This is a genomic window from Pseudomonas chlororaphis subsp. aurantiaca (genome assembly GCF_013466605.1).
GTDB lineage: Bacteria > Pseudomonadota > Gammaproteobacteria > Pseudomonadales > Pseudomonadaceae > Aquipseudomonas > Aquipseudomonas chlororaphis_I.
The window spans coordinates 1,630,468-1,654,843 of record NZ_CP059162.1; the positions used below are offsets into that span (position 1 = coordinate 1,630,468).

The following is a 24,376-nucleotide window of genomic DNA, read 5'->3' on the forward strand; positions in this document are numbered from 1 at the left end:
ATCTGACGCCCGCGTGGCGGGCTCTCCTTATCAGTAAGCAGGCGGAGCACGGGTGCAGTGCTCCGCCGGGACTCCCGTTGACGCATTAGTCGATGCGCTTGGCCGACTTGATCAGCACGGGGTCGATCGGCACGTTCTGCATGCCTTGTTTGGTGGTGGTCTGCGAGTTGACGATCTGGTCGACCACGTCCATGCCGCTCACCACTTTGGCGAACACCGCGTAACCGGCATCGCGGCCCGGATCGAGGAAGGCGTTGTCGGCAACGTTGATGAAGAACTGGCTGGTGGCCGAGTTCGGGTTCGAGGTGCGGGCCATGGACAGGGTGCCACGTACGTTATGCAGGCCGTTGCTGGCTTCGTTCTTGATCGGGTCGCGGGTTTCCTTCTGCACCATCTGCGGGGTGAAGCCGCCGCCCTGGACCATGAAGCCCGGGATCACCCGGTGAAAGATGGTGTTGGTGTAGAAGCCGCTGTCGACGTAGTCGAGGAAGTTCTTGCTGGAGATCGGGGCCTTGACCGGGTCCAGTTCGACTTCGATCTTGCCGAAGCTGGTGTCCAGCAATACGTGAGGTGCCTTGGCCGGTTGGGCGGCCATCAGGTTGGCAGCGAACAGAACGGAGCCGGCGACGAGGGCGATTTTTTTCAGCATGGGTCAGTGATCCTGGGTGGTGGTGTCGACTGCGGTTAAAAACTCGAGCAGGGTTTGGTTGAAGCGTTGCGGCTGGTCCAGCGGCGTGGCGTGACGCGAATCGGCGATCACCACCAGGCGCCCGTCGGGCAGCAGTTTCACATAGCTTTCTTTCAATGCGACCGGGGTGTAGTCACGGTCGGCGCTGATGACCAGGGTTGGACAGGCGACTTGCGAAAGTCGTTCCTGGACCCCCCAGCCAATGATGGCATCGAAGCTTGCGAGATAAGCACGTTTGTCGTTTTTTGCCCAGCGCTCGGCCATCTTTTGCCGCAGCTCGGCCTGCTCCGGCTTGGGGAACAGTTTGCCGGCCAGGGCGATGCCAATGGCTTCGAGGCTAAGCAGGCGCATCAGGCTCCAGCGCTTGAACCATTGCCAGGCATCGTTGGCGCTGCGGATCTTTACCTCGGGCGCGCTGTTGACGATGCACAGGCTTTTCAGCAGCCCGGGCTGATCCACCGCGAGCTGGAAGGCGATCATGCCGCCCATGGACAGGCCCACCAGATGCACCCGCGACAGGTTCAGGTGCTCCAGCAGGGCGACCAGGTCGGCGCTGAAACCGGCGATGCTGTAGGGCCCGCGGGGCTTGTCGGAACGGCCATGGCCACGCATGTCGGGGAGGATCAGGCGGTAATGGGCGGACAGCTCGGCGATCTGCTTTTCCCAGTCCTGGGTGCTGGAGCCAAGCCCGTGGACCAGCACCAGCGGTTCGCCATGGCCGTATTCCTCGTAGTGCAGGGTGCATCCTTCGTGTTCGAAATAGGCCATGGCTGAATTCCTGTTCAGGCGCGTGGAGGTTTCAAGTGTCGGTTCAGGCTTGTTCCGGGGCGGCGAACGGCGCGTCCAGCGGCGCGGTGTCGAAGGTGCGCAGCAGCTCGACGAGGATCTGCGTGGCCGGGCCCAGGGGTTTGTCCTTGTTCGAATACAGGTAGAAGGTCGGGTGCCGGCTGCCGCCCTGGTCCAACGGTAGCACCTTGAGCAGGCCCTCCCGGAGTTCGCGTTCGATCATATGGCGCGGCAGCCAGGCAAAGCCCAGGCCGCTGCCGACGAAGGTGGCGGCGGTGGCCAGGCTGCCGACGGTCCAGCGCTGTTCGGCGCCGAGCCAGCCGACGTCTCGCGGCTGCTGGCGGCCGGAGTCGCGGATCACCACTTGCAGCTGGCTTTCCAGATCCTGGAAATTCAGCTCGCGGTTCAGGCGGTGCAGGGCGTGTTCCGGGTGGGCCACGGCGACGAATTCCACCGAGCTCATCTCGGTGCCCAGGTAGCCGGAGATATTGAAGCCACTGATGGCCAGGTCGGCCACGCCTTCGAGCAGCACCTCTTCGACCCCGGACAGCACCTCCTCGCGCAGGCGCACCCGGCAGCCGCGGCTTTGCGGCATGAAGGCGGTCAGGGCGCGGACCAGACGCGCGCTGGGGTAGGCGGCGTCCACCACCAGGCGTACTTCGGCTTCCCAGCCCTGTTCCATGTGGTGGGCCAGGTCTTCCAGCTGGCTGGCCTGTTTCACCAGTTGCCGCGAACGGCGCAGCAATACGCCGCCGGCCTCGGTGAGCACGGCCTTGCGCCCGTCGATACGCAGCAGCGGCACGCCCAGTTGGTCCTGCATGCGCGCCACGGTGTAGCTGACTGACGATTGCGAACGGTGCAGCGCCTCGGCGGCCTGGGCGAAGCCGCCGTGGTCGACCACGGCCTGCAGTGTTCGCCATTGATCGAGGGTAACGCGGGGCGCTTTCATGAGGAGCTCCTCTTGTCCTAAGCTGGCGCTCCTTATTGGAGACTGCCGAATGAGAAAATTCTGTTGTGTGTTGCTGGCCCTGCTGCCGCTCAGTGCGTTCGCCTATCCCATCGATGTGAAGAAACACCTCGAAGGCGTGAGCATCGACTACACCGCCTACGACACCGATGCCGACATCGGTTCGATCCAGGTGAACAACTACGGCACCACCGACGCCGCCTGCACGGTGGTCTTTCGCAACGGCCCCGAAGCCCCGCGTACACGCAAGGTGGAAGTGGCGGCCGGCAAGTTCAAGAACGCCACGGCCAAGTTCAACCGCAGCATCATCAAGCTGCGCATCGACCTGACCTGTATCGCCAAGTAAGTGCAAAGCGGAGCAGGGCGCGCGACCTGCTCCGCTTATAAACGAATTTATTGATTGGTTATAGCAGTTATTTGCGCTTTTTCATCGATATGACTCTGTTTAATCTGCGCTCCATCGACCTACAGCATTCCCGATGGAGGCTACATCCCATGTCCCGCGTTCTGATCATCGAAAGCAGTGCCCGTCAGCAGGATTCCGTTTCCCGCCAGCTGACCCAGACCTTCATCAAGCAATGGCAGGCGGCCTACCCGGCCGACCAGATCACCGTGCGTGACCTGGCGGTAACCCCGGTGCCGCACCTGGACAGCAACCTGCTGGGCGGCTGGATGAAACCCGCCGAGCAGCGTAACGAGATCGAAGAGGCCTCGCTGCAGCGTTCCAACGAACTGACCGACGAACTGCTGGCCGCCGACGTGCTGGTGATGGCCGCGCCGATGTACAACTTCGCCATCCCGAGCACCCTCAAAGCCTGGCTGGACCACGTGCTGCGTGCCGGTGTGACCTTCAAGTACACCGCAACCGGTCCCCAGGGCCTGCTCAACGGCAAGCGCGCCTACGTGCTGACTGCTCGTGGCGGCATCTACGCCGGCAGCACCGCGGATCACCAGGAACCCTACCTGCGCCAGGTGATGGGCTTCATCGGCATCCACGACGTCGAGTTCATTCACGCCGAAGGCATGAACCTGGGCGGCGACTTCCAGGAAAAGGGCTTGAACCAGGCCAACGCCAAACTGGCCCAGGTCGCCTGATCCGTTAATCGCCAGATAATCGCGCAGTGGTCTAGTAGGCCCTGCGCTCCCTTTCAAGTTTGTGTGCGCATCGAACCTCCCTTTGCACTTGTTGCTCCTGAGTGCTCCTGCCCGATTGAACGCTTTGCGAGATCGGGCTTTTTTTTGCCCGCGATTTTTGATGCTTCTGTAGCCGCTGCCGGGCCCCGGCGAGGCTGCGATCGACGGCGCAGCCGTCGCCAAACCAGGTGCCGCGATATTTCTGATACACCGCGGTTGCCGGGTTCGCGGCTGCTACGCAGCCGATCGCAGCCTCGCGAGGGCTCGGCAGCGGCTACGGCAAGCACGAGGAGGCGAGGTGTTTTGCACCGGGGGGGGCAAAACCGCTATCGTCGCCGCCTCTTCAAGACGAGGCGAGCCATGGGCTATCTACTTTTTGTCACGCTGATCCAGGCGTTTTCCTTCAGCCTGATCGGCGAATACCTGGCCGGGCATGTCGACAGTTATTTCGCGGTGCTGGTCCGGGTGCTGCTGGCCGGGCTGGTGTTCATCCCGCTGACTCGCTGGCGCCAGGTGGAGCCGGCGTTCATGCGCGGCATGCTGCTGATCGGTGCCTTGCAGTTCGGCGTGACCTACGTCTGCCTGTACCTGAGTTTCCGCGTGCTGACGGTGCCGGAGGTGCTGCTGTTCACCATCCTCACGCCGCTGCATGTGACCCTGATCGAGGACGCGCTGAACCGGCGCTTCAACCCCTGGGGCCTGCTGGCGGCGCTGGTGGCGGTGGCCGGGGCGGCGGTGATCCGCTACGACCGCATCAGCCCGGATTTCTTCATGGGCTTTCTGCTGCTGCAACTGGCCAACTTCACCTACGCCGCCGGGCAGGTGCTGTACAAGCACCTGGTGGCGCGCTATCCGAGCGACCTGCCGCATTACCGGCGTTTCGGCTACTTCTACCTGGGGGCGCTGGCGGTGGTGTTGCCGGCTTTCCTGCTATTCGGCAAGCCGGACTTCCTGCCCGAAGCGCCGTTGCAGTGGGTGGTGCTGCTGTTTCTCGGGCTGGTGTCCACCGCGCTGGGGCTGTACTGGTGGAACAAGGGCGCCTGCCTGGTCACTGGCGCGACCCTGGCGGTGATGAACAACCTGCATGTGCCGGTGGGGCTGCTGATCAACCTGTTGATCTGGAACCAACACGAAGCGCTGGGGCGCCTGTTCCTCGGCGCGCTGGTGATTCTGGCGGCGGTGTGGATCAGCCGTCGCGGCACGAAGGCCGCCTCGATCCCGTAGGAGCGGCCGGTCGACGCTCGATTGCCCGCGATCCGCGTAGCGGCCTGAGTTTGCGTTGCTTGCCAGATCGCGTCGACCGGCTGCTCCTACAGAAGAGGGGGATCGCCCCAGGGGATGGGGCGATCAGGCAGGATTACAGCGCGCGTTTTTCCGCCTCGGGGATATGGCTGGCGCCCAGCACTGCCGGCAGCAGGCCGGCGCGCAGGTCGTTGCCGCTCGGCTGCTGATACAGGCTCAGGCCGAACTCCGGCATCACCGCCAGCAGGTAATCGAAGATATCGCCCTGGATGCGCTCGTAGTCGGTCCACGCCGTGGTGCGGGTGAAACAGTAGATTTCCAGCGGAATGCCCTGGGCGGTGGTCTGCATCTGGCGGACCATGCAAGTCATGTTCGGCTGGATGTCCGGATGACTCTTGAGGTACGCCAGGGCATAGGCGCGGAAGGTCCCCAGGTTGGTCATGCGGCGGCGGTTGGCCGACATGGCGGCGACATTGCCCTGGGCTTCGTTCCAGCTCTTGAGCTCGGCCTGCTTGCGACTGATGTAGTCAGTGAGCAGGTGGACCTTGCCCAGGCGCGCCTCTTCCTCATCGTTGATGAAGCGCACGCCGCTGGCGTCGATGTACAGGCTGCGCTTGATCCGCCGGCCGCCGGACTGCTGCATGCCGCGCCAGTTCTTGAACGACTCGGACATCAGGCGCCAGGTGGGGATCGAGACGATGGTCTTGTCGAAGTTCTGCACCTTGACCGTGTGCAGGGTGATATCCACTACATCGCCGTCGGCGCCGACCTGGGGCATTTCGATCCAGTCGCCGACCCGTAGCATGTCGTTGCTGGTCAGCTGCACGCTGGCGACGAACGACAGCAGGGTGTCCTTGTAGACCAACAGGATCACCGCCGACATGGCGCCCAGGCCGGACAACAGCAGCAGCGGCGAGCGGTCGATCAGGGTGGCGACGATGATGATCGCGCCGAACACGAACAGCACCATCTTCGCCAGTTGCACATAACCCTTGATCGAACGGGTGCGCGCATGTTCGGTACGGGCGTAGATGTCCAGCAGGGCGTTGAGCAGGGCGCTGATGGCCAGTACCTGGAACAGGATGGTGAAGGCCAGGGCCAGGTTGCCGAGGAACACCAGGCTGGTCTTGCTCAGCTCCGGCACCAGGTGCAGGCCGAACTGGACCACCAGCGACGGGGTCATCTGCGCCAGGCGATGGAACACCTTGTTCTGTCGCAGGTCGTTGAGCCAGTGCAAGGACGGCTGGCGGCCGAGCAGCTTGACCGCGTGCAGGATCAGGTAGCGCGCCACTCGTCCGACGAGCAGCGCCACCACCAGCAGGATGACCAGGGCCAGGCTGGAATGCAGGAGCGGGTGCTCATCGAGCGCCCCCCAGAGGTCTTGAACGTTGAGCCAGAGCTGTTTGAAATCCATGGGGTCAGAAGCTTCCTCTATGAGACGAGACGGATCGATTAGAACATTTAAGCCGTCGAAAGTTACCGTTAAGGACGAATCGCTGACAAAAACCAGTTGTTTACCGTGGTTTGCGTGAAAGAAACTCGGCCTTCGCGCCCGAAACCGTTACCCTATGCAGCTGTTTTTTTGCATATCTTCGAGGTAGCACCCGTGTTTTCCCAATTCGCCCTGCACGAACGCCTGCTCAAAGCCGTGGCCGAGCTTAAATTTGTCGAGCCAACGCCTGTGCAAGCAGCGGCCATTCCGCTCGCGCTCCAGGGGCGTGACCTGCGGGTGACGGCACAGACCGGCAGCGGCAAGACCGCCGCGTTCGTCCTGCCGATCCTCAATCGCCTGATCGGCCCGGCGAAGATCCGCGTCAGCATCAAGACCCTGATCCTGCTGCCGACCCGCGAACTGGCGCAGCAGACCTTGAAGGAAGTCGAGCGCTTCTCGCAGTTCACCTTCATCAAGGCCGGCCTGATCACCGGCGGCGAAGACTTCAAGGTCCAGGCCGCGATGCTGCGCAAGGTGCCGGACATCCTGATCGGCACCCCGGGGCGCCTGATCGAGCAACTGAACGCCGGCAACCTCGATTTGAAAGAAGTGGAAGTGCTGGTCCTCGACGAAGCCGACCGCATGCTCGACATGGGCTTTGCCGACGACGTGCAGCGCCTGGTGGACGAGTGCCCGAACCGCCAGCAGACCATGCTGTTCTCCGCCACCACCGGTGGCTCGGGCCTGCGCGAGATGGTCGCCAAGGTTCTGAACAACCCTGAGCATCTGCAGCTCAACGCGGTCAGCCAGCTGAACGACACCACCCGCCAGCAGATCATTACCGCCGACCACAACCAGCACAAAGAGCAGATCGTCAACTGGCTGCTGGCCAACGAGACCTACCAGAAGGCTATCGTCTTCACCAACACCCGCGCCATGGCCGACCGCATCTACGGTCGCCTGGTGGCCCAGGAGTACAAGGCGTTCGTCCTGCACGGTGAGAAAGACCAGAAGGACCGCAAGCTGGCCATCGACCGCCTGAAACAGGGCGGGGTGAAAATCCTCGTCGCCACCGACGTCGCTGCCCGCGGCCTGGACGTCGACGGCCTGGACCTGGTGATCAACTTCGACATGCCGCGCAGCGGCGACGAATACGTGCACCGCATCGGCCGTACCGGGCGTGCCGGTAACGACGGCCTGGCCATCTCGCTGATCTGCCATGGCGACTGGAACCTGATGTCGAGCATCGAGCGCTACCTCAAGCAGCACTTCGAGCGCCGCACCATCAAGGAAGTCAAAGGCACCTACAGCGGGCCGAAGAAGGTCAAGGCCTCCGGCAAGGCCGCGGGTGTGAAGAAGAAAAAGACCGACGCCAAGGGCGACAAGAAAAAAGCCGTGGCCAAGGCCCCGACCAAACGCAAGACCGCCAACCGGCCGAAAAGCGATGCCCTGGTCAGCCAGGACGGCATGGCGCCGCTCAAGCGCCGCAAGCCGCAGGCCCCCGCTGCCGAATAAGCCGTAGCGCCACACAAAAAGCCCGGACCCCGTCCGGGCTTTTTATTGGCCGGCGATCAGCTGTCGGCCTTCTTCTCGGCCGCGCCCAGCTCCTTCAGGCGCTGATCGATCAACTGGCACTTGTCCGGCAGATCCTTGCTGGCCGTGCTCAGGTCCATCTTCTGCAACTCGTCGTTGATCTCCTTGGCCTTGGCCGGGTTCTGCTCGGTGAGCCTGGCCACTTCCCGGGCCAGTTGCTCACGCTTGGCAGTGGCCTCGTCAAGGGTGCAGGCCCAGGCGGGCAGGGCGCAGAGCAGGGCGGTGGCGATGTTGAGGGAGAGGAGCGCTTTCATGGAGGTGGCCTCTTGATCGGGGTGGCAGGGGTATGCGGTTGAGGGCCAGGCACTTGGAAAAGTTCAGCGCTTGATCAGGTGAGGGCGATCTTGAGTTCAGGGCGGAAGCAGGCTTGGCTGGGCCTTATCGGGTCAGGCCCCTCGACGACTTGAGTTCTTCGCTGGAACCCTCGTTGCAGAGCCGCTCTCCTGCGCCAGCCGGCAGGATGAATGATTGACGCCAAAATGATGGCCAATTAACATATTGATATCATTTTGATACTAATGCGTCTCGAGGGATCGAACATGTACTCACCCGCCCTCGCGGGGAGGTTGTGCCTGGCTTTGCTGTGCTTGACTCCGCTTCACCTCGTTCATGCTGCTCCCACCCCCGGTGACACCGACCTGATTCGCGAACGCCAGGACCGCCTGCTCGAAGAGCAGCGCCGGCGCCTGGAAGAACTCAAGGACCTGCCCGGCAAAGAGGCTGCCCCCACGGCGCCGACCGCACCTGCCGACACCCGTTGCTTCCCGATCCAGAATATCGAACTCAAGGGCGCCGACAGCCTGTCCGCCGCCGAGCAGGCGCGCCTGCTCAAGCCCTATATCGGTCAGTGCCTGGGCGTCAGCCAGCTCAACGAGCTGCTCAAGGTCATCACCGACTACTACCTGGAGAAGGGCCTGGTGACCAGCCGCGCCTACCTGCCGCAGCAGGACCTGTCTGGCGGCCACTTGAAGGTGCTGGTGGTCGAGGGCCGGCTCGAAGGCTTGAAAGGCGCCGCCGACAGCCAGTTGTCCGAGCGGGAGCTGGCCATGGCCTTTCCCGGCCAGGTCGGCGCGCTGGTCAACCTGCGGGAAATCGAACAGCTGGTGGACCAGCTCAACCGCCTGCCGTCGAACCAGGCGCAAATGGAGCTGGCCCCCGGCAAGGAGGTCGGCGGCAGCGAAGTGCTGGTCAAGAACACCGCGCAAAAGCCCTGGCGGGCCGGGCTGTCGCGCAGCAACGACGGCCAGCGCAGCACCGGCGAGCAGCAGTGGGGCACCACCTTCGACTGGGACAGCCCGCTGGGGCTGGCCGACCAACTGATGCTGCGCGGTGGCCACGATGCCATGAGCGACCACCAGCACACCTCCAACAACGCCATGCTCTCCTACAACCTGCCCTGGGGCTGGTGGAACTTCAGTTACACCTACAGCCAGAGCGAGTACCGCTCCCAGGCCCAGGCCAATGGTTTCAGCTTCAAGCAGACCGGCGACAGCCAGAACCACCAGCTGCGCGCCGAGCGGGTGATCCTGCGCGATGCGCTGAGCAAGACCTCGCTGAATGCCGGGCTGGCCTACCTACGCACCAACAACTTCATCGAAGACAGCAAGCTGGCCCTGAGCAGCAATCGCCTCAGCGAAGCCCAGTTCGGCATCAACCACGGCCGGCGTATCGGCGGTGCCTTCGTCAACCTCGACCTGGGCATGCAGCACGGCATCGGTGCCTTCGACGCCCAGGACAATGGCCACCCAGGACCCGGGGAGCCGAATGCGCGCTACCGCAAATACACCGCCACCCTCAGTTACCTGCAGCCGTTCAAGCTGTGGGGCGAGTCGTTCAGCTTCAGCAGCCTGATGACCGGCCAGCGCAGCGAAGACGTGCTGTTCAGCCCGCAGCGCACCAGCCTGGGCGGGCAGTCGTCGATTCGCGGCTACAAGGACCAATCGCTGTCCGGTGACAGCGGCGGCTACTGGCGCAACGACCTGCGCTGGAGCCGCCCGGTGACCCTCGGCTGGCTGCGCCCGGTGTTCGCCGAGTACGGCAGCAGCCTGGGCTACGACCAGGGCGTGATCCGTGGCGACCGCTACAACGGCGAGCAGCACGGACGTATGTCGAGCAATTCCCTGGAGCTGTTCGCTCGCGGCCAACACCTCGCCACCAGTGTGACCTTCGCCCATTCCCTTGAGCGTCCGGATGTCCTGACTGAGCGCGAAGCGCCGATCTACTTCCGCCTGGACTTTTTTCTCTAAATCGCGTTTTTTCGAGACTTCGACATGGACGTTCGCCAATTCGCCTTCCTGGCCCGTCAGCCTTCTGCTGCCCTGAAAACCCGCGAGCGCTTCTGGGGCATGCCCAAGCGCGGCCTGGCGTTCATCCTGGCCAATGCCATGTTCTGGCAACCGCTGTGGGCCCAGGCGGAAGGCATCGTGGTCAGCGCGCCGGGCACCAGCCTGGGGCAGGCGGGCAACGGCGTGCCCATCGTCAATATCGCTGCGCCCAATGGCAGCGGCCTGTCGCATAACCAGTTCCACGACTACAACGTCGGCCAGCAGGGCGTGATCCTCAACAACGCCACCGACCGCACGCAAAGCACCCAGCTGGGCGGGATCATCGTCGGCAACCCGAACCTCAAGGGCGTCGCGGCGCAAACCATCCTCAACGAAGTCAACGGTGGCAGCCCCAGCCAGCTGCGTGGCTATACCGAAGTGGCGGGGCAGTCGGCCCATGTGATCGTCGCCAACCCCTATGGCATCAGCTGCAATGGCTGCGGCTTCATCAACACCCCGAAAGCCACCCTGACCACCGGCAAGCCAGTGATCGAAAACGGCCAGCTCAGCCGATATCAGGTCGATCAGGGGCAGGTGACCATCGAGGGCGCGACGCTCAACGCCAGCAACGTCGACCGCTTCGAAATCATCACCCGCAGCGCCAAGATCAACGCCGAGATCCAGGCGAAAAACCTGAGCATCGTCACCGGGCGCAACGACGTCAACGCCCAGACACTGAACGCCACAGCACGTGCCGACGACGGCAGCGCCAAGCCGGAACTGGCGATCGACTCTTCGGCCCTGGGCGGGATGTATGCCGGGGCGATCAAGCTGGTGGGCACGGAAGCCGGGGTGGGGGTAAAACTCGACGGCAAGCTGATCGCCAGTGGCGGAGATATCCAGCTCGACGCCAACGGGCAGTTGCGCATGGTCGAGGCCTCGGCGGCCAACGGTGCGGTCAAGGTCAAGGCCGCCAGTCTCGATGCCCAGGGGCCGGTCTATGCCGGCGGCACCCTGAGCGTGCAGACCCAAGGCGATCTGAATAGCCAGCAAAACCTGGTGGCGCGCGACAGCATCAGCCTGAGCGCCGGCGGCCGTCTGACCAACAACGGCATCATCGAAGCCGGGGTCAACGCCGACAACAGCCGCAATGCCAGCGGCGACGTCAGCCTGAACGCGCAGACCCTCAATAACAGCGGCAAGAGCGTGGTCGCCAGCCGCAACCTGACGGTCAGCGCGGCGCAAGCCTTGAATAACCAGGGTGGCACCTTGAGTGCCGGGCAGAGCGCCAACCTCAGCGCCGGAACCCTGGATAACCAGAACAAGGGCCGGGTGCTGAGCAGCGCTAACCTGAATCTCAATGCCAACCAGTTGCTCAATAGCCAGGGCGGGCTGGTAAGCAGCAATGGCGAGCTGGTCGCCAACCTGGCCGCGCTGGGTAACGCGGGGGCCGAGATTTCCAGCCTTGCCGGGGTGACTTTGAGTGTTGCCTCCCTGGATAACGTCGCCGGCCTGATTGCGGCCGGCAGCGCTCTGAATATCAATGCCAGCGGTGCCTTCAACAACCAGGGCGGTCGCTTGACCGCTGGTGCCAGCCTGACATTGAACAGTCAGGGAGCGATCAACAATGCCTCTGGTTCGATGACTTCCGGCCAAGTGTTGAAGGTCCAAGGTATCAGTCTCGACAACACCGATGGCACGTTGGCCAGCGCCGGCCTGTCGAGCCTTAAAGCGGCCAGTCTGAACAACACCCAGGGGCAACTGACCGGGGATCTCGGGCTGAGCATCGAGCTGAGCGGGGCACTGAATAACCAGGGCGGGATGCTCGGGTCCGGCAAGGCACTGACGCTGAACGCTGGCAGTCTCGACAACCGCGCCGAGGGCGTGTTGCTGGCGGTCGATGGCTCCCTGACGGGCACGGTCGCCGGCGCTTTCGATAACCGTGAACGGGGAAAACTCAGAGCCGCCGGTGGCATCGACTTGACCACCGGTAGCCTGGATAACCGTGGCGGTAGCCTGTCTGGCAAGGATCGACTGACCCTGCGCAGCGACCTGGCGGATAACCGGGGAGGGCTGATCCAGGCCGATAAGGATCTGAAACTGCTGGTCGGACAGTTGGATAACCGCGATAAGGGCGTGGTGACCGGCAAGGCGGCGATGGGCTACGAAGGCGCGCGGCTGGACAACAGCGGCGGCCTGCTCAGTGCGGTCGGTCCGGTGACGCTCAAGGCCCGGGAAGTCACCAACAGCAAAGGTCGGATTGCCAGTCAGGTCGACCTGACCGCTGCTGTCGATACCCTGAACCAGCAGGGTGGTGCGCTGGTAGCCCAAGGCAGTCTGTTGCTGACGGGCAAGGCGCTCGACAACCGTAACGGTGGCCTGGTGGGCAGCACCAACGCACTGACCCTGAATGTCGATCAGGTCGACAACCGCGCCGGGGAAATCTCCAGTACCGAAAACAGCCTGAGCTATACCGGTCAGCGTCTGGACAACAGCGAGGGCGGCAAGCTGCTGTCCGCTACCGACCTGCAGTTGGCGGTGGCGCAGTTGATCAACCAGAGCAAGGGCCGGCTGTTCGCCAAGGGCACTGCTGGCCTGACGGGGACCCGGCTCGATAACACCAGCGGCAGTTTTTCCGGCCTCAAGGGGCTGGACATTCGTCTCGATGGGGCTCTGCTCAATAACGCCGGGTTGCTCAGCAGTGAAGAGGGGTTGACCCTCAATGTCGCCACCCTGGATAACACCACAGGCAAGCTCGGCAGTGCCGGTGCCTTGTCGCTCACCAGCCTGGGGGCGTTGCTCAACCAGGGCGGTTCGATTGTCACTGACCAGGGGCTGACCCTGGCCAGTTCCAGTCTCGATAACAGTCGGGGCGGTGTGATCAACGGCAAGGGCGCGACCCATGTCGCCACCGGCCTCCTGGACAACAGCCAGGGTGGCCACCTGACCAGCGACGATACGCTGGACCTCAGTGCAACCCAGGTCGACAACGGCGCCAGCGGCCGGATTGCCAGTGAAAAAGCCCTGACGGCCAACGTCACCGGCCTGGACCAACAAGGTGGTGAACTCTTCAGCAAAACCCGACTGAACCTGGACCTGAACAACGGTCGGCTCGACAACCGGGGCGGTCTGATCAATGGCCCCGTGCTGGTGCTCAACAACCTCAAGGACGTCGCCAACCAGAACGGTGAAATCTCCAGCGCCCAAGCCTTCACGCTCGCCGCGCAAAACCTCGACAACGGCGCTGGCAAACTGCTGAGCATGCAGGGCCTGATCTTGCGTATCGCTCAGGCCTTGAACAACCAGAACGGGTTGATTTCCGCCACGTCCCTCAACAGCCGAAGCACCAGCCTGGACAACAGCCACGGCCTGATCAGCAGCCGTGGCGATGTCGACCTGGGCGTGAGCCAATCCTTCATCAATGAAAGTGGCACCCTGGTCGGCGACGGGGCCGTGCTGCTGGCCGCCAACAGCCTCGACAACCGTAACGGCTCGGTCGCCGGCAAGGCCGACGTTACGGCCACCATCAGCACCCTCGACAACCAGAACGGGCAATTTGTCGCCAGTGGCGCCCTGGGCCTGACCGGCAGCGTGCTCGACAACCGCCAGAGTGGCCTGGTCGGCGCCACAAAAGCGCTGAAGCTCGAGGTGGGCAGTATCGACAACCGGGGGGGCGAGCTTTCCAGCAGCGCCGACATTGGCCTGACCGGCAAGCGCCTGGACAACAGCGACAGTGGCCAGATCATTGCGGCCATGGGCTTGACCATGACCCTGGATCAAGTGTTGAACCGCAATCAGGGCCTGATCAATGGCAAGAGCGGCCTGACCCTGGATGGCCAGATCCTGGACAACACCGCAGGTCAATTGCGCAGCGGGCAGGATGTGCGCTTGGGCCTGGGCGGCGACCTGACGAACAATCAGGGGTTGATCAGCAGCGAAGGCAAGCTCGACCTCACCAGCGCCAACCTGAACAACACCGCTGGCAGCCTGTCGAGTGCCGGCGCGTTGAAGGTCAAGGCCAGCGCAGCGCTAGGCAACCAGGGTGGACAGCTGGTCAGTGACAGTAGCATCGAGCTGAGCAGCGCCAGTCTCGACAATCGTCAACAAGGCGTGATCAGCAGCAAAGGTTCGATGGGGGTAACTACCGGCGCTTTTGACAACAGCCAGAACGGTCGCCTGAACAGTGGCGACAGCCTGACCCTGGCAGCGGGTCAGGTCACCAACCGCAACGGTGGCGTCATCGGCAGCGCCAAGGCACTGACAGCCAGCGTCACCGGCCTCGACCAGATGGGCGGCAAGCTCTTCAGCAACACGAGCCTCATGCTGGACCTGAACCAAGGTCAGCTGAATAACCAGACGGGCCTGATCAATGCCCCATCGCTGCTGCTGCGCAACCTCAAGGGCATTGACAACCAGGGCGGCGAAATCTCCAGTGCCCAGGCTTTCAGCCTCACCGCTGACAGCCTCGACAACAGCAACGGCAAACTCCTCAGCAACCAGGCGGTGACCCTGCGGGTCAATCAGGCCCTGACCAACCTCAAGGGCCAGATTGCCGCGGCTGCCCTCGATGTACGGGCTGACAGCCTGGACAACGCAGAGGGTAGCGTTAGCAGCCGTAGCGATCTGAACCTGACTGTCGCGGGGCTGCTGAGCAACCAGAATAAAGGCCTGATCAACGCAACACAGAACCTCACGCTTGACAGCGCTGACCTGAATAACCAGGGCGGTACCCTGCTCGGTGGCAGTGCCGTGACCCTCAATGCGATGGCGCTGAACAACAGCGCCAACGGTCTGATCAACAGCCAGGGCAGTCTGGCCCTGACCGCCAGCAACCTGAACTCCAGCAACGGTGGTGAGGTCTCGGCCAAAGGCGATATCACGCTGAACCTGGGGGCGCTGACTCAGAATGGCGGGCGCCTGCTGGGCGACAGCGGCGTGCGCCTCGACCTGGCCAACGCTGACCTCGACAATCGCAACGGCCTGCTGATCGCCAAAGGTCCGTTGAGCATCAGTCGCCTGCGCGACCTGAACAATCAGAACGGGGAGATTTCCAGCAGCCTGAGCACCAATCTTATTGGTCGCGTGCTGAACAATAACGGCGGCAAGCTGATCAGCAACAATCAACTGGGGCTGACCGGCGAGACCTTGCTCAACCAGGGCGGCCTGATCTCTGGCTGGCAGGGGCTGACAGTGAGTGGGGGCAGCCTCGACAACCGCAACAACGGTACGTTGTCCAGCCGCAGCGGCGACCTGAAGGCAAGCATCAGCGGTGCGTTGCTCAACAGCAGCGCCGGCGCACTGGTCAGCCAGAAAACGCTGAACGTCAATGCGGCCAGCCTGGATAACAGCGCCGGCATCCTGTCCAGCGGCGCCGGTCAGCAACTGACCGTTGGCGGCCTGCTGAACAACAGCCAGGGTGGATCGATCGACAGCGGCGCCGCCCTGACGATGCAAGCGATGACCTTGAACAACGCCGGGACAATCAGTGCACAACAGGCCCTGGGTTTTACCGGCACGACCCTGGATAACACCGGCGGCAGCCTGGTCAGCAACGGCGCAGTGAACCTCGACCTGCTCGGCAACCTGAGTAACACCAACGGCAAGCTCGCCAGTGGCGGGCCGCTGGTGATCAGCCGTAGCAGCCAGATCAACAACCAGGGTGGCCAACTGGTCAGCCAGGGGCTGATGAGCGTGCTCGCTGGCGGCTTGGACAACCGCAATCGCGGCACCGTAGCAGCCAACGGCAATCTGCTCACCCAGGTATCGGGCGCCGTGCAAAACAATGGCGACGGCCTGATATACAGCCAGAACGGCACCCTGGAACTCAGCGCCGCGAGCCTGGGCAATGCCAAGGGCACCCTGCAAAGCCAGGGCGCGATGGACCTGGCCGTGACGGGGGATATCGACAACCAGAGCGGCCGGCTCCTGGCCCAGAACGGTGATCTCAAGGTCAGCGCCACCCACCTCGATAACCGCGGCGGTACCCTCGCCAGCCTCAAGGGCGCGCTGGAAGCCCGTATCGTCGGCGTGTTGAAAAACGGTTACGACCTGAACAATAACCGCCAGGGCGGCATCGCTCAGGCCGAGCGCCTGAACCTCAGCGTATTGGGCGGTATCGATAACTACGGTGGGCGTATTTCGGCCCAGAGCGGCGATGCACTGATCACCACCGCCAACTTCGACAACCGCAACGGTGGCCTGTATGCCAAAGGCCTGGTCAAAGTCAGCGGCAATAATTTCGACAACAGCGGTGACAACGACGGCCAGATCGCCGGTAACCGGATCGACCTCAGCCTCAATGGTCACCTGAACAACCGCATGGGCATCATCGAGAGCGACAGCAGCCTCAGCGTGCGTGCCGCCAGTCTCGACAACCAGACCGGCCAGCTTCGGGCCCTGGGGGCCGGTGGCAAGACCGACTTCCAGATCGGCGGCTTGTTCGACAACCGCAACGGCAAACTGGAAAGCGCCAACAGTGACCTGACCCTGAATGTCGCGGGCTTCCAGAACCAAGGCGGCAGCTTGTTGCATGTAGGCAACGGCACCTTCGATATCTCCACGGCCAACGTCACCAATGCCGGTGGCAGCCTCGTCACCCGGGGCGGGCTGACGCTGGCTGCCGACAGCTGGACCAACAGCAGCGTGATCCAGGCCGGGCGCCTGACCGTCAACGTCAACAACCTGGTCCAGACCGGCAGCGGGCAATTGCTGGCCACCACCAGCCTGGTGGGCAACGGCGGCAACTGGACCAACGATGGCCTGATTGCCAGTGACGGCACGGCCAGCCTGACGCTGGGCGGCAGTTATAGCGGTAATGGGCGCTACAGCAGCCTGGGCAGTCTGGGGTTGACGGCGGCTTCGATGAGTCTGGGCAGTGCGGGCAGTGTGGCCGGTGGTGGGAACTCGACGATCAGGGTCGGCGGGCCGCTGACCAACGCCGGGCGGCTGACCTCCAATGCTGGTCTGACTGTCGAGGCCGGCAGCCTTGTCAACTCCGGGACCCTGGGGGCTGCGCAGAACCTCGATCTGAAAACCCCATCGCTGCTCAACGATCACGGCCTGATTTTCAGCGGCGCGGACATGGCGTTGGGCGTCGGCAATTTCACCAACCAGAACGGCGATCTGTACGGACTCGGCAACGTGGCGATCGGCGGTTACGGCGGAGCTGCCCGGGCCACGGGTATCTACAACGTCTCCGGTTCCATGGAAAGCGGTGGGGCATTCGCGCTCAATGCCGATGCGTTCCAGAACCGTACCGATGGCGCGGTGGCGTCGGGCAGTCGCAAGCTGGTATCAGGGTTTATCGCCAATATATGTAATGACTGCAAAGGGGGTAGTTACACCTTCACGCTGGCGGCCCGTGAGGTCTACGAAAGTGTCGATAACGACACCAGCGCCTCGGCGCTACTGACCGCGGGCAAGGATCTGGTTTTCCAGGGCGGCAGCTTTCTCAATAGCAAAAGCACGGTGAGCGCTGGCGGCAATATCAACATTACGGCCGACAGCCTGCAGAACATCGGCGCGCAGAACGGGACCATCGAGCGCACGCGTCTGTACAAGGTCTACGATATGGGCTCGGGCAGTACCGGGCAGCTGTTCTCCGATGTCCTGACGCCTTACAACCAGCGCAACAACCCTGATTTCCCTTATGTGTATTACCTGGATCTGGACGACAACATCCACAAGGCCATACCCAAATCGGGTTATTACAGAGAGCCGGGGCGAGACGGTCAATCGTACAAGGTGGTGTCTCTCAAAGACGCCGATACGGGGGCAACCGTCGATACACGCAGCGCCTATAACATTGTATTTCCTGGCCTGAAATATGGCTTCGAGAACACGACGTTATCCCAGTACGACCCGAACAACCTGCTTGAACTGCCGAGCCAGTTCTCTCAGTTCACCAAGCTCAGCGACGTTGAAATCGCCAAAGACAGTAGTGGTACCGTCAGTACCAGTGGCAGCCGCAATGCGGTGATCCAGGCCGGTGGCAATGTTTCGATCACCGCCACCCAGGATCTGCAGAACAGTGTCATCCACCAGGACTACAACGCCGCCGGTGGTACCAACAAAGTCGCCGATACCAGGGCAAGCGGTACCGGCACCACCGTTGTCAGGCTCAACAGCCAGCTACCTCCCGATCTGGCCCAGCAACAGGTCAACCCGCTGAGCCTGCCCGGCTTCACCTTGCCGACAGGGCAGAACGGCCTGTTCCGTTTGAGTGGCCAAGGCGGGTCGGCTCAACAGGCGACCCAGGCCAATATCGGGCCGCAAAGCTGGACCCTGGGCAGCGCCTCGGTCAGCAGTGCTCAGCGTCAACAGAACCTGCCGGATATCCAGGCGCGTAGCTTCCAGATCGATGATGTCGCCCCAGTGGCTTCCAGCGATCGACAACTGACCCGGGTCACCCGTCAAGCCACCGACAGCAACCTGAGCGCCAGCACGATCGATGTCAGCGCCCCTGTCGACAATGGCGGCACCCTGGCGTTGTCGGGGCATGAAGGCAATGCTGGCGCGATCACCCCGGTGGCCAGTCAGGCCGTGGCCCGTGTCCAAGGCCTGCCGGATAGCTCGTTCAAGCCGAACCCGCAGAAATACCTGATCGAAACCAACCCGGTACTCACCGACCTCAAGCAGTTCATGAGTTCGGATTACCTGCTGGCGGGCCTCGGTTACGACCCGGACATCAGCGCCAAGCGCCTGGGTGATGGCCTCTACGAACAACGTCTGGTGCAGCAAGCCATCACCGCGCGCACCGGCCAGGCGTTTCTCGCTGGGCAGACCTCCAACGAGGCCCAGTTCAAGTACCTGATGAACAACGCCATCGCCAGCAAGGAGCAACTCAACCTGTCGGTCGGGGTATCCCTGACTTCGCAACAGGTGGCTGCGCTCACCCACGACATCGTCTGGCTCGAAGAGCACGAAGTGAACGGCGAGAAAGTGCTGGTGCCGGTGCTGTACATGGCCCAGGCCAATGGTCGACTCGGCCCGACCGGCGCATTGATCGCCGGTAACGACGTGAGCCTGATCGCCGGCCAGAACCTCGACAACGTCGGGACCTTGCGTGCCACCCACAACTTGTCGGCCGTAGCGGGCAAGGACCTGGTCAACAGCGGGCTGATCGAGGCCGGTAATCGCCTGGACTTGCTGGCGGGCAACAACATCACCAACAAGGCGGGCGGCATCATCGCCGGGCGTGATGTGACGATGACCACGATCAGCGGCGATGTGCTCAACGAGCGCAGTGTCACCTCGGTGGACAGCGTGGTACGGGGCTATTCGCACAAGGACTATGCCAATAGCGCCGCGCGTATCGAGGCCGCCAACGACCTGAGCATGTCGGTCGGTCGCGACATCAATAACTCCGGCGGCGTGCTGCAAAGCGGGCGGGACATGGACCTGGATGCGGGGCGCGACGTCAATATCGTCTCCACCGAGCTCAGCAAGAGCCTGGTGCTGGGCAAAAAACACTACAGCAGCGCTATCACCCAGATCGGCTCTGAGGTCAGCGCCGGCCGCGATCTGACGGTGAAGGCCGGTCGCGATATCACCGCCATCGCCAGCGAGATCGAAGCCAAGCGCAACATCGCCATGGCCGCCACCGAGAACCTGACGCTGTCCTCAGCGGCGGACGAGCAACACTCCTACGAAAAAACCAAGAAAGTCACCCGCCAGGAAGACCATGTCAGCCAGATCGCCACGACCCTCAGTGCCGGTGGCGATGTGGACCTCAGCGCCGGCAAGGACATGGCGCTGATCTCCAGCCGTATCACCGCCGGCGATGAAGCCTACCTGGTAGCCGGCGAAAACCTGGAACTGCTGGCGGCGCAAGACAGCGACTACTCGCTGTACGACATGAAGAAAAAGGGCTCCTTCGGCGCGAAGAAAACCAAACGCGATGAAGTGACCGATGTGAAAAACATCGGCAGCGAAATCAAGACGGGAGGCGACCTGACCCTGGTCAGCGGCGGCGACCAGAAGTACCAGGCGGCGAAGCTGGAGAGCGGCCAGGACATCACGCTGCAAAGCGGTGGGCAGATCACCTTCGAAGGGGTGAAGGACCTGCATCAGGAGAGTCACGAGAAGAGCAGCAACAGCCTGTCGTGGACCAGTGCCAAGGGTAAAGGCAATACCGATGAAACCTTGCGCCAAAGTCAATTGGTGGCTCAGGGCCAATTGGCGATCAAGGCGGTCGATGGCCTGAAGATCGATATCAAGCACATTGACCAGAAATCGGTGAGCCAGACCATCGATGCCATGGTGCAGGCAGATCCACAACTGGTGTGGCTCAAGGACGCCGAAAAACGCGGTGATGTGGACTGGCGCAAGGTGCAGGAGGTTCACGAAAGCTTCAAGTACAGCCACTCGGGGCTCGGTCAGGGAGCGATGTTGGCGGTCATCATCATTGTGACGGCGTTGACCGCGGGTGCTGCAAGCGCTGCCTTGGGGTCAGCGGCTGGAGCAACGGCAGGTTCCGGATCTGCAATGGCAGCAGCCGGCACCTCGGTTGCTGGTACTGCGACTGCCGCTGGGTGGGCGAACGTCGCTGCTACTGCTGTGGTGACGTCTGCTGCCAGTGGCGCGGCGATCAGTACGATTAATAACAGAGGCAATCTGGGGGCAGTTGTTAAGGATGTCACTTCCAGTGACAGCCTGAAGAGTTATGTAGTAGCTGGCGTCAGTGGCGGTATTGCTGGTCAGAATATCGGTGTTCGGCTGGCTGTGAATTCGGCCTTGAAAACGGTGGTTAACGGCGGGAAGTTCAAAGACAACCTGAGCCAGGCCGCGATCGGTTTAGCCGCCGATGCCCTGAGCGGTGCCATCTACGAAAAGGTGGGCGACAGTCTGGCTGGCAGTGGCTTGCCAACCAAGGTCGCCGTACACGCCATCGTTGGCGGGCTGATCGGTGAGGCCGCCGGAGGAAGCTTTGCTACCTCCGCGCTGGCGGCTGGTGCCAACAAGGCCCTGATTCAGATGGTTGGGGACAAGATTTTCCCAGGTGTTGCTCATGAGCAAGTGCTGGCCATGACGTCTCAACTGCTCGGCATGACTGTTGCGGCGGCTGCGGGAGGAAATGAGAAGGATCAGCAGGTTGCAGGATGGGTGGCGCAGCAGGGGACGGCTTACAACTACCTGGAGCACAATCAAAAAGAGCAGCTGGCTAAGCAGATTGAGGAGGCATGCAAGGGTAAGGTTCAGTGTATTCATGACACGCTTGACCAATGGAAACCATTGGCCGATAAGCAAAATGCCTTTACGCCTGCCGAGCAGGCTCAATATGACCAGGCCCAAGGCATTCTCACCGAAAAGCTGCTGGGGAACTGTCAGTCGGACTTCTGTAGGGCCTACACGCTAATTGAAATGAAGCAGGCAGGACTCAATTGCGGGGATATCTCCTGTCTGCGTGAGTCAGCCGGTGCCACTCAGAAGGCGCAGTACCTCAACCAAGGGCAGTGGGGTAAGCTCCTTCTGGATGCTGTAGGCGATGGTGGAGCCATTGCGGGGGCATTAGCCCCTGTTCTAGCGGGGGGGGCGAAGGCTTTCTCTAATGTTGTGCCTAGTGGGTTTGCGAATGCAAAGGAGTTTTCTAGTTTCAGCAGTAGTATCAGAGATGGTTTATCGAAGGCTGGCTATGGAAGCGTTGAGCCCATTCTTCAGGGGAGCGCTGTAACAGGTAAAAGCTATCGAACTGGACAGGCCTTTGATGTTGGAAGAACTAGTGATTTTGATATTGCGCTGGCAAGTCCAGAACTTTTGCGAAAAGCAGAATCTTTGGGGATTGGGTTAAGAAGTGGTGGTTCACGAACTGGTCCGCTAGGTACAAGGGACCTACGCGCGTTAGGTTTGAATGATCTGGCTAGCCAGCTAAGTAAGCAGTCTGGTCGAGATGTTAATTTCATGATCTATGGCTCGACACCTTCCGCAACAAGTCGAGCTCCAAGTATTATTTTTCCTAAGTGATTAAAATGACTGCTTATGATTTGTATGGTTTTAAGGGGTTGGCTATTTTGGAGGCCAAGTCAGAGATTGAAGAGAAGTTGGGTTTTTATTTTGAGGAGAGGGAGAGCTCATATCAGGGGGGGATCTATTATAAGTTTGTAAGTGATGACTCGGAAACCTTTGTTCTAAAGGGTAATGTTGATCCTTTTGATGGAGGGCCTGTTGAGCAAATGTTCTCTGGTTATCCCGTTTTACTTTATGTGGATATGACGCTGCGTTCTGAAAAAATAAAGTCTTTATTAAGTTCAGGGTTTGATTTGCTCAGACATGAATTGTTTGACTAGAAAAATTCTCGGCCAATCCGTCGATGCTTTCTTACTCTGCGGTAATCACCAGACAACCCTTAATTGTCGAAGCTTTAGTGTTCTCGTCTACATGAGATCTGCCTGCGTAACTACAACCTCTTAGCCTGATCCAGTGCATAGGCCGTACGATGATGAGGTCTGATTGGTTTTAGAAATGGGCATGGGGGAGTTAACGACGGAGCACGTTAAACCTCGAAAGGAAAAGCGGGCGACTTTAAGATCGCCCGCTATTGCTTAGGCTGAAATCTGTTCCTGTAATCTTCGTCCAGTTACATCTAGAAGATCGCAACCGTCGCGCAACAGAATAGTGCAGACCAACGTCAACTCCTGAAGAACCACAGGGTGGCTTCCAGCATTTTCAGGTTCCGCAAAGTTTTCCAGCAACTGAGTCACCGCACGAATGCGATAAGCCGCTGCATCGTGCAGCACATCGACAGGTGCCTGGGTATCGATCAGCAGGTAGGGGATGTTGCAGTCGTGGCCGGTAATAGGTATGTAGCGGTTCATATGTGTAACTCCATTCAGTTGAAAAGAGCTATCACTCAAACGTCGCCAAACGAATGGTGGCAGCTGTACGCGGGTTGGCGAGCCGGGAATGGAAAACCGACAGGCCCGAAGGCCTCCCGCGCACAACTGCCATAAAGCAGCAGCTTTGCATGTGCAAAAGCTTCTGTAATCAGAAATCTTTTGCACTCCATTCACCAGGTCGCCAAACCTAGTCGCCATCTGGGCGACCGAACGACTGTAAACCGTACTGTGGTCGGCAGAAATAAGGGGAGTGCACTGCAGGCTGTAGGGCTTTTCTGATTAGTCGAGCGAGATGTATCTGTGAGTTGAGTGCATCTGCTTTATTGCAAGCAGTAGCTCAACTTATTGCTCTGCGTTGATCTGACTTCCGAGCAGGTCGCGGCCCTGAGGCGACCTGACGCTGGTCAGCGGCGGAGACCAGAAGTACCAGGCGGCGAAGCTGGAGAGTGGCAGTGACCTGACGCTGGTCAGCGGTGGGGAGATCACCTTCGAAGGGGTGAAGGACCTGCATCAGGAGAGTCACGAGAAGAGCAGCAACAGCCTGTCGTGGACCAGTGCCAAGGGCAAAGGCAATACCGATGAAACCTTGCGCCAAAGTCAATTGGTGGCTCAGGGCCAATTGGCGATCAAGGCGGTCGATGGCCTGAAGATCGATATCAAGCACATTGACCAGAAATCGGTGAGCCAGACCATCGATGCCATGGTGCAGGCAGACCCACAGCTGGCGTGGCTAAAAGACGCCGAGAAACGTGGTGATGTGGACTGGCGCTTGGTGAAGGAAACCCACGAGTCGTTCAAGTACAGCCACTCCGGCCTTGGCCAGGGTGCGATGTTGGCGATCATCATCATCGTGACGGTGTTGACTGCAGGGGCTGCGAGTGCGGCGGTGGGAACTGCAGCCAGTGCGACGGCGGGCTCTGGAAGTGCGATGGCAGCAGCGACCACTGCTGAGGCTGTTGCCGCTGGTTGGGGAAATGTAATGGCCTCAACTGCACTGACCTCGATGGCAAGCACTGGTGCCGTGAGTGTGATTAATAACAAAGGCAACTTGGGGGGAGCCTTCAGGGACACCTTCAGCTCCAATAGCCTTAAAAATGCTGCTATTGGAGGTTTGGCTGCTGGTGCGATCAGTTATGTCGACAGTAAATGGTTCCAGGCGCCCAGTGGGGCAACGAATGGTGGCTCGAAGGTTATAGGAGCTGGTCCAGTCCAAAATCCTGGGTATTCAGGAGACATGCTCAGCTGGAGCAATGCTGAGCAAACAGTGCTTCGCAGTGGTACTCATGCTCTTATCAACAGCGGCGTTTCCACGGCTATCAACGGTGGAAGTTTTGGCAAGAACCTTGGCAGTGCAATCGCCGGGGAGGGGCTTGATCTAGCGGCCGCTGCTGGGAACAAAGGGGTAGGGGATCTTGCCGCTAAGCTGAAAGTGTAGTG

Annotated in this window: 13 protein-coding genes and 1 pseudogene; 8 read left to right on the forward strand and 6 right to left on the reverse strand. The window is 61.2% G+C overall.

What is annotated here, in order from left to right; translation table 11 throughout:
* Window positions 1-85: 85 nt before the first annotated feature.
* Genes H0I86_RS07450 through H0I86_RS07460 form a run of 3 tightly spaced genes read right to left on the reverse strand, consistent with a single transcriptional unit; the run spans window position 86 to window position 2,423 of the window.
* Complete coding sequence (locus H0I86_RS07450) at window positions 86-649, reverse strand: peptidylprolyl isomerase A (RefSeq protein ID WP_007920626.1); 564 nt, start codon at window positions 647-649, stop codon at window positions 86-88.
* A gap of 3 nt (window positions 650-652) precedes the next feature.
* The gene (locus H0I86_RS07455) at window positions 653-1,456 is read right to left on the reverse strand and encodes an alpha/beta fold hydrolase (RefSeq protein WP_180924553.1); all 804 of its coding nucleotides are present in this window, start codon (window positions 1,454-1,456) and stop codon (window positions 653-655) included.
* A gap of 43 nt (window positions 1,457-1,499) precedes the next feature.
* Window positions 1,500-2,423 carry a PA3225 family LysR-type transcriptional regulator gene (locus tag H0I86_RS07460; protein WP_007920628.1) on the reverse strand — a complete coding sequence of 308 codons (924 nt, stop codon included), beginning with the start codon at window positions 2,421-2,423 and terminating at the stop codon, window positions 1,500-1,502.
* Window positions 2,424-2,472: 49 nt separating this feature from the next.
* Here H0I86_RS07460 and H0I86_RS07465 point away from each other — a divergent pair, with 49 nt between their 5' ends.
* The 3 genes from H0I86_RS07465 to H0I86_RS07475 all read left to right on the forward strand — a co-directional run bounded on the left by H0I86_RS07465 (window position 2,473) and on the right by H0I86_RS07475 (window position 4,799).
* On the forward strand, window positions 2,473-2,787 hold the full coding sequence (locus H0I86_RS07465) for a 3-phosphoglycerate kinase (protein WP_180924554.1): 315 nt from the start codon (window positions 2,473-2,475) through the stop codon (window positions 2,785-2,787).
* A 149-nt stretch (window positions 2,788-2,936) separates the two neighbouring features.
* Complete coding sequence (locus H0I86_RS07470; protein ID WP_180924555.1) at window positions 2,937-3,536, forward strand: FMN-dependent NADH-azoreductase; 600 nt, start codon at window positions 2,937-2,939, stop codon at window positions 3,534-3,536.
* Between the two features lie 399 nt (window positions 3,537-3,935).
* Window positions 3,936-4,799: a carboxylate/amino acid/amine transporter gene (locus H0I86_RS07475; RefSeq protein WP_180924556.1), complete on the forward strand. Its 864-nt coding sequence runs from the start codon at window positions 3,936-3,938 to the stop codon at window positions 4,797-4,799.
* A gap of 133 nt (window positions 4,800-4,932) precedes the next feature.
* Here H0I86_RS07475 and H0I86_RS07480 read toward each other — a convergent pair whose 3' ends face one another.
* Window positions 4,933-6,231 (reverse strand): mechanosensitive ion channel family protein, encoded by a 1,299-nt coding sequence (locus H0I86_RS07480; protein WP_038581308.1) that lies wholly within the window; start codon window positions 6,229-6,231, stop codon window positions 4,933-4,935.
* Between the two features lie 192 nt (window positions 6,232-6,423).
* On the opposite strand from H0I86_RS07480, the gene H0I86_RS07485 reads away from it, so the two are divergent.
* Entirely contained in the window at window positions 6,424-7,764 is a 1,341-nt protein-coding gene (locus tag H0I86_RS07485; RefSeq protein WP_180924557.1) for a DEAD/DEAH box helicase, read from the forward strand.
* A 56-nt stretch (window positions 7,765-7,820) separates the two neighbouring features.
* Here H0I86_RS07485 and H0I86_RS07490 read toward each other — a convergent pair whose 3' ends face one another.
* A complete protein-coding gene (locus tag H0I86_RS07490) occupies window positions 7,821-8,096 on the reverse strand; it encodes a hypothetical protein (RefSeq protein WP_180924558.1) in 276 nt (91 codons plus the stop codon).
* A 285-nt stretch (window positions 8,097-8,381) separates the two neighbouring features.
* Here H0I86_RS07490 and H0I86_RS07495 point away from each other — a divergent pair, with 285 nt between their 5' ends.
* The 3 genes from H0I86_RS07495 to H0I86_RS07505 are packed head-to-tail and all read left to right on the forward strand — an operon-like array spanning window position 8,382 to window position 22,390.
* Window positions 8,382-10,088, forward strand: coding sequence for a ShlB/FhaC/HecB family hemolysin secretion/activation protein (locus tag H0I86_RS07495; protein ID WP_180924559.1), 1,707 nt, complete (start codon window positions 8,382-8,384; stop codon window positions 10,086-10,088).
* Window positions 10,089-10,112: 24 nt separating this feature from the next.
* Window positions 10,113-22,067 carry a two-partner secretion domain-containing protein gene (locus tag H0I86_RS07500; RefSeq protein WP_258019415.1) on the forward strand — a complete coding sequence of 3,985 codons (11,955 nt, stop codon included), beginning with the start codon at window positions 10,113-10,115 and terminating at the stop codon, window positions 22,065-22,067.
* 5 nt (window positions 22,068-22,072) lie between these two features.
* A complete protein-coding gene (locus tag H0I86_RS07505; protein WP_180924560.1) occupies window positions 22,073-22,390 on the forward strand; it encodes a hypothetical protein in 318 nt (105 codons plus the stop codon).
* A gap of 255 nt (window positions 22,391-22,645) precedes the next feature.
* Here the strand turns inward: H0I86_RS07505 and H0I86_RS07510 are convergent, their stop codons facing one another.
* Complete coding sequence (locus tag H0I86_RS07510) at window positions 22,646-22,918, reverse strand: hypothetical protein (RefSeq protein ID WP_180924561.1); 273 nt, start codon at window positions 22,916-22,918, stop codon at window positions 22,646-22,648.
* 409 nt (window positions 22,919-23,327) lie between these two features.
* Here H0I86_RS07510 and H0I86_RS07515 point away from each other — a divergent pair.
* Window positions 23,328-24,356 (forward strand): annotated as a pseudogene (locus H0I86_RS07515) (DUF637 domain-containing protein); the annotation flags it as partial.
* Window positions 24,357-24,376 lie beyond the last annotated feature (20 nt).

Bases quoted from the DNA above. Each gene is read 5' to 3' on its own strand.
- H0I86_RS07490 (WP_180924558.1), bottom strand. From the start codon at position 8,096: ATGAAAGCGCTCCTCTCCCTCAACATCGCCACCGCCCTGCTCTGCGCC.
- H0I86_RS07510 (WP_180924561.1), bottom strand. From the start codon at position 22,918: ATGAACCGCTACATACCTATTACCGGCCACGACTGCAACATCCCCTAC.
- H0I86_RS07500 (WP_258019415.1), top strand. From the start codon at position 10,113: ATGGACGTTCGCCAATTCGCCTTCCTGGCCCGTCAGCCTTCTGCTGCC.
- H0I86_RS07495 (WP_180924559.1), top strand. From the start codon at position 8,382: ATGTACTCACCCGCCCTCGCGGGGAGGTTGTGCCTGGCTTTGCTGTGC.
- H0I86_RS07470 (WP_180924555.1), top strand. From the start codon at position 2,937: ATGTCCCGCGTTCTGATCATCGAAAGCAGTGCCCGTCAGCAGGATTCC.
- H0I86_RS07460 (WP_007920628.1), bottom strand. From the start codon at position 2,423: ATGAAAGCGCCCCGCGTTACCCTCGATCAATGGCGAACACTGCAGGCC.
- H0I86_RS07505 (WP_180924560.1), top strand. From the start codon at position 22,073: ATGACTGCTTATGATTTGTATGGTTTTAAGGGGTTGGCTATTTTGGAG.
- H0I86_RS07455 (WP_180924553.1), bottom strand. From the start codon at position 1,456: ATGGCCTATTTCGAACACGAAGGATGCACCCTGCACTACGAGGAATAC.
- H0I86_RS07450 (WP_007920626.1), bottom strand. From the start codon at position 649: ATGCTGAAAAAAATCGCCCTCGTCGCCGGCTCCGTTCTGTTCGCTGCC.
- H0I86_RS07475 (WP_180924556.1), top strand. From the start codon at position 3,936: ATGGGCTATCTACTTTTTGTCACGCTGATCCAGGCGTTTTCCTTCAGC.
- H0I86_RS07480 (WP_038581308.1), bottom strand. From the start codon at position 6,231: ATGGATTTCAAACAGCTCTGGCTCAACGTTCAAGACCTCTGGGGGGCG.
- H0I86_RS07465 (WP_180924554.1), top strand. From the start codon at position 2,473: ATGAGAAAATTCTGTTGTGTGTTGCTGGCCCTGCTGCCGCTCAGTGCG.